Source organism: Arthrobacter sp. B0316-1-20, from assembly GCF_059091865.1.
On record NZ_JBNHHC010000112.1, the window covers coordinates 1 to 6,174 of the forward strand.

5 protein-coding genes are annotated in these 6,174 nt (G+C 54.0%); all 5 read left to right on the forward strand.

Going from position 1 to position 6,174, the window contains the following annotated elements:
* Window positions 1-721: 721 nt before the first annotated feature.
* The 5 genes from AC5RW2_RS39720 to AC5RW2_RS39740 all read left to right on the forward strand — a co-directional run bounded on the left by AC5RW2_RS39720 (window position 722) and on the right by AC5RW2_RS39740 (window position 5,968).
* The gene (locus AC5RW2_RS39720; RefSeq protein WP_494036982.1) at window positions 722-949 is read left to right on the forward strand and encodes a hypothetical protein; all 228 of its coding nucleotides are present in this window, start codon (window positions 722-724) and stop codon (window positions 947-949) included.
* A gap of 19 nt (window positions 950-968) precedes the next feature.
* Complete coding sequence (locus tag AC5RW2_RS39725; protein ID WP_494036981.1) at window positions 969-1,670, forward strand: M12 family metallopeptidase; 702 nt, start codon at window positions 969-971, stop codon at window positions 1,668-1,670.
* Between the two features lie 54 nt (window positions 1,671-1,724).
* Window positions 1,725-2,030 carry a hypothetical protein gene (locus tag AC5RW2_RS39730; protein WP_494030629.1) on the forward strand — a complete coding sequence of 102 codons (306 nt, stop codon included), beginning with the start codon at window positions 1,725-1,727 and terminating at the stop codon, window positions 2,028-2,030.
* Window positions 2,031-2,828: 798 nt separating this feature from the next.
* Window positions 2,829-5,258: a hypothetical protein gene (locus tag AC5RW2_RS39735; protein WP_494030628.1), complete on the forward strand. Its 2,430-nt coding sequence runs from the start codon at window positions 2,829-2,831 to the stop codon at window positions 5,256-5,258.
* Window positions 5,255-5,968, forward strand: a complete 714-nt coding sequence (locus AC5RW2_RS39740) for a GNAT family N-acetyltransferase (RefSeq protein WP_494030627.1) — start codon at window positions 5,255-5,257, stop codon at window positions 5,966-5,968. Before AC5RW2_RS39735 ends, AC5RW2_RS39740 begins: the two co-directional genes overlap by 4 nt.
* The last annotated feature ends 206 nt before the right edge of the window (window positions 5,969-6,174 follow it).

Genomic DNA, 6,174 nt, shown 5'->3' on the forward strand with positions numbered 1-6,174 from the left:
GCGTGCTACCTGCCACGGGTGCACCGGCAATATCCAGATAGCCATCCTCCTGCCCGTCTGAAAAACGGTCGATGAGTAGGAAGTATAAAACCTGATCTGCCCAGGACGAGGGCGACGGGTGGAAAGAACGTTGAATTAAATTGTCCCAGTCGATTTGATCAAGGCGCGTCGCCATTGTGTGACTCCTCGTATTCAGTGAAGACATGAGTGGTGAAACCAGAAGCATGTCGCGTGCCGTGCGCCCTCATGTTAGGAGTGTGGGCGTTACCCATCCGTTACGCTCCCGACTGGTTCGAGCCGCCGGCTATAGTCGCGGGGACACCGGGAGCCCGCCGTCCTAGCTCAGATAACGCCGCCGTAACGGCCGGCCGGGTTCACTGTCTTTGAAGGACAAAGGCCCCGATTGCCTTTCTCCTGGCCCAGTGGAGTGAACACAGCGGGAAGAGCCGGCTTCATGACACATACAGCCACAGCTGTCAACGAACTGCTGCGCACGCCCGGCCCTCAGCTCGATAATCTTTTTCGCAGCTCGCCCTCGGGCCGGATTCCCGTCGAGGACAGTGACGGAACCATCCTCCTCGCACCGGGTTCCGCGTTCACTAGCATGAACGGACGCGGCAGCAATGATCCACCTTGCCGATGAATTTCTGAATGCCGGAAGCAAGGGTTCGTGAGCCTTCATGCCCAACCAGAAATTACGCACGAAAGCGGAGGAAACCTGATGACAACCAACCAGAGCGAAATCCAGGATGCACTGCTCCAGATTGGCCGCATAGCCAGGAGATTCACGGAAAATGCTGCTACCTCAGGTGATGGCAAGGCCGGTGTGACTGACGGCTGCCGGATCATGACACTGCCGCCTCGGTTGTGGGAGAAAGCGGCCCACGTAGCAATGCGGATCTATCCGGTCAACGCACCGCTACTAGAACTGCCCCCCCCCCGTCGATAACATGCCCACAGACCTGCCCATGAGGGCCACCATCAACACGGCCAAGTACTGGGGGCCTCAGCCCAAGCGGCTGTCGGTGAGCTTCATGGAGAGCACACCTTCAGACCTACGTAATCAAATCGTCAGCCATTTGAATGCGTGGACAAAAACCGCGGGCATCTCGTTCGCCGAGACCAATGGGATCGGCGATGTGCGAATCTCCCGGGGACCGGGAGGCTACTACTCCTATCTCGGAACCGACATCAAGCTCGTACCGCAGAACCGACAGACCATGAATCTGGAAGGTTTCACTATGAACACCCCGGAAGACGAGTACCGCCGGGTCGTTCGACACGAAGCTGGACACACGCTCGGATTCCCGCACGAACATATGCGCAAAGCCCTGGTCGCCCGCATTGATCCGGCGAAGGCCTACAGGTACTTCCTCAGGGCGCAAGGCTGGGACAAGACCATGGTCGACCAGCAGGTGCTGACCCCGTTGGGGGGCAATTCGATTATCGGTACGGATCCGGATCAGGACTCCATTATGTGTTACCAGCTACCCGGGGAGATTACCTATGACGGCCAACCGATCCGCGGCGGTCTCGACATCAATGCCACCGATTTCGCCTTTGCCGGAACTATCTATCCCAAGGTCCTTCACTCGATAACCGACAACGTCGAGACGAACGCCGCGCTGCACTGTATTGAATGGGATGAGTCGGAGGACGTCTCCGTCTGATAAGGGTGAACCCATGAAGGAATGCGAGGCCCCGGATCGCCAGGAGCCTACGAGGTGAGCCGGCTGATTGACCTCGAGCCGAGTCAGCAGGATCTACCCGCGGAACTTGTGGTCGAGGTCGGGGACGTGCTCCGGTTCGCCGCGACGGGCGGTCATCTCCGGACAGGAACAGCTGTCGAACTCATCGGGATACTGAATACCAGCGTGCTGGGCACCGATGGGCAGGTGCTCAGCCCGCTGGGGGCACCCAGTACCGTTCTGTTCCGGGCGGTCATGCCAGGGCAGGCGGGGATCGACATTGTAACGGGCGACCCATGGCAGTCGCCCATTACCCACAGTCTGAACGTCGTTGTCGAGTAAGACGGACCACGAACAGCTGAAATTCGACGCTGCAATCAGGTGCAAATACTCAAGAAGTACGGCGGCGTCTGGGTTCGCTGCCCGGGCACCGCTCGCTTCGTTCAGCTCCGCCTGTGGCACCAGAACGCTCCCCTGGCGCGCTTCCCTTTCGAAGAGCCCTCCCATGAGTTTGGCGGAGGTGCTTACAGGAGTCTCCAGTGGGTGGTGTACGACGACGGCGGACCGGGTCGATTGTGCGAGTTCAACAGGCGTTGGTCGCCTATTTTGTCGCGTCGCGCGCTAGGCTGACGGTGGCCACATCAGCGCAACTCAAGTCAGTTCATTGGGGGCGTGACGATGAAGGTCAACGCGCTGCAGATCCCTCCGGGGCCCGTACATGGTCAGGCCCTCGGCCTCCAGCCGGCGGAATTCCGGCCAGGTGGCCCAGCCCCCACCAGGTTGGAGTTGGCGATCAGCACGTGCGGGGCCCTCGGGTTTGCCCAGTCCAGGTAAAGACGGGAACTTTCTCGTCAGCGAATCCACGACACAGCACAGGTGTGTTCATGCAGTCCGCAAAGCCTGCAGTAACGGCACAGTAACGGCTTCCCCTTAGGATGCATGCCAACGCTAACTGGCCTAACTACTACTTTCAGAGCGACAAGCGATGATTTTCAGCCAATCAAAGCACCGAAGGGAATCGGCATTGGCCACCGTCACACCGACCATGTCGTGCCGCTGGGTTCTGGAGTCCACAAGAATAACCGGCGACCTGCGTCCAAATCTATGGAATCCTGACTGCTGAAAAACTCGGAGGCTCGAATGGACCCAATCGCAGATCTCGCCATACAGGCTCTGAGAATCCACAGAGATATTGAACCAATTAGGGACTGGCTGAGGGACGTACTGACCATTTCTGGCGAATTCAAGCAGGTTGAATTCGACTCTCTTCCGTCACTCGCTACCTGGAACTCATGGACAGAAAATGAACATGTCTTACTCGGGGATGGAGAAGACCGGGAATCTTTGAAGGAGCGAAAGAAAAGAATTGAACGAACAGTGAGGCGTGCATACTCAGTTGCAAGTAAAACACACGACACAACCACTCTGCTTAACCTCTACATTTGGGCACTGTGCAACGACGCCTGGGAATGTACTTGGAAAACAGAGCCGATACTCAGCATTATCGATGCTGTTATTCTCTTTAGCAAAAGAAACACACAGGAATGTGTGTTATCACTTGGCCTCCTTAGGCTGCTAAAACGAGAGGTTACTGTCGAGATTGCAGCTGCGTCAGGATCGCTGAAACTCCATGGAGAGCAAGCAGAGTCCGCCTGGCAAGAAGCGCAGAGATTGAATCACCAGGTGGAGATGTATTCGACGAATCCGCTATCCGCATTCGCAAGAGAGGTAGCAGAACGAGAGACGCAGTACTACGAAAGCCTATCCAAAGCCGCGAAGGCAGCACGAAAATACTTTACCAGTGAAAACGTGGATCTGAACTCTGCAATTGAAGAGCTAAAACTTGCCGAAGAAAGCAGTTCCGACACGATTGACAGAACAGAGCTCCGTGCTCACAGGCTCAGTCTTGAAGGACTGCGTGCTGCGGCGCACGTACCGCACTTGTACGTAAGACGCGGAAAAATATTCTACATTTATCCCTTTGGCCTGCTGGGCATAAGCCCCAAATACCTAATTCAAAAAATTCGTCAAGACGCACTCGACCGGGTTCAATGGCATCTCGATGGCGTAGCATCCCTAAGGATTGAAAATGAACTTAAGCTGGCCGATGTTTGGAATGGCGAAGATCCCTTTACCCGCGAATACAGAGGGGCAGCAGTCCGACTGCCAGCCCTAATCTTGCCAGATTTCGAATATGAGAACGATGTACGTTTGATACCTGAATTACGTTTCTCTGAGTTGGGGAATCATATCCTACTTATTGAAGGCGAAATTAGGGATGCAAACGCCCAAGACCTCTACAGGTCGCTCACTAGGGTGTCGGCCCAATATTCAGATTGTGCTAGATTGGGCGCTCCGCTAAAAACAGAGAATCGTGGTTCCCCCGGTGCAACGTGGAAGAACCTCATTGACTTCGCACGCCGTATAATTCAGGCGCTTCCGAAACAGCTTTCTTCAGCGGATCGCAAATGCGAAGCCATCTTCCGGCCAGGCACCTATAAAACCATCGTATGGATACAGGAAGCTGGTGGGCAGAGGCCCGGTACTAACACAAACATCCTCACGAACAGAGTCGGCGAACTGCGCACAAAGTTTGGATTTCAACTACTCGCCAACCCTGTTCGTTACGGCGCCGGATCAATAACGGAATGGGCCACCCAATCGCCCGGGTCCGGAACAGTTATTCATGCTCCCGAATTAGACGAGTGCCTTATCTTGGATAATGGGAACAATACTTTGGTCTGCGCCTTCGGATCTCCCAATTTTCAAGTACAAGGAGTGATTGAACTAGCAGAATTCGCGGTCAGCTTGCCCGGTTTATTTTCCGCATGGAACAGAAGATTGGCTGACGACTTACGATCGCTCCGTGAAGCTCGCATGCGGATTGACGAGCAGCTAGATATCCTACGGAAAATCTCGCACGCCGTTGGTGAAGGACAATATGTTGGGTCTACGAATTACGAGAGAGCAAAGGAAATAACAGCGAGTCTGGGGCAATACCAGTCAGGGATCGAGCACCTAGCCTTCAAGTTACGTACATTTGTAATAGATGGCAGACTTGATCTCATGTTTATCGCCTCGCCCTCATTGGTCACTTCCTCGGTGGCGCGAAGAACGTTGGATGAATTGCTTAACGCGGCAGACTTTAAAAAGCTTCAGCGAGATTATATCAATATTGTAGACGACGTGCTGGCTGACGTACTTCATTCCCTGTCGGATCAACGATTGAGCCGGATTCACGAGGAGCAGGAGCAGCGGGAAAATAAAGTTGAGCGCGCCAACCGAACTCGCATCGATATTTTCTTAGCCATTGTTACTGGGATAGGGTTTTCTGGTCTTTTTTCCATCGTGCGAGATGGCTACGATTTTGAGGACGAACAATCTCTTGTTCTAGTGGCCCTTGTTTTACTGGTGGCCGTCGTTATCGGGTTCACGACTTATCTATTGCATGGACTTCGCCAGGAACCTTCCCCTATCGGTAAAAAGAAGAACGACCAACCGTGCCGCTCTCAGTCAGATCCCCCTATTGCGGACATAGGCGCCAACCATTCCAGAGTGATTCCCCAATGAAGATTGTCACCAACCGGAACCACCTTGCGTTGAGAAGTGCCTACGTGCGGCTACTACGTCCAAGTTTTCCTGAAGAGGAACTCGCAGACTTGCAATCCTTAGAGCAAGGATTAGACTCGGGCCGAGTTGAAGCGTTTTATTGCTATTCCGAACTGGGATTACCGCTAGCAGTGGCTATTGCAGAGTGGTCAGAATCGAGTAGGGTCCTATTGCTGTCATACCTCGTGACGGACCGCTTATTCCGGGGAAAGGGGATAGGCAAGGGCCTTTACGACCATGCAATGTCGCAGTGGAGGAGGAGTTATCAGCCTTGTCTCATCTTGGCCGAAGTCGAAAATCCTGCATATCACGTGACAAGCCCCGAGTATGGCGACCCAATTCGTCGCCTTCGCTTCTATGGCAGTCTAGGTGCTCGGGTATTGGACATACCGTACTTCCAACCGGCCTTGCGTCCGCACTACCCTCGTGTGTCCGAAATGTTGCTCCTTTGCCTTCATGCCGATCCGCCCTACGTTAAGGAATGTGATGACCTGAAAATTGATTCCAGACCATTGAGAGATTTTTTTGCGAATTATCTGAACGAAGTGGAGGGCGGGATCAGAAACGATGCTGAAACCGCGAGAATGTTTGAGCGACTAAATTCATTGATTCCTGTATCAACATTTGAAATTCGCGATATAGAGTTTCCGCCGACTTCATGTCCTTCTTGAGTAGCCTCCGTCTTGAGTAGCCGTTAGCCCGATCGTTGACTTCCTTTCGATAGACATTTGAGGCATCGAGCCCAAAGCTTTTCTCCTCCATCACCCCCAGCAGGTGGTAGACGCTCAAGCGCGGCAGGTCCAAGGCGGAGGCAATGGAGAGGAAGCCGCTGTCAACCTAAGCAACCAGTGAACCGTCAGGGGTTTAGGCCTCTTCT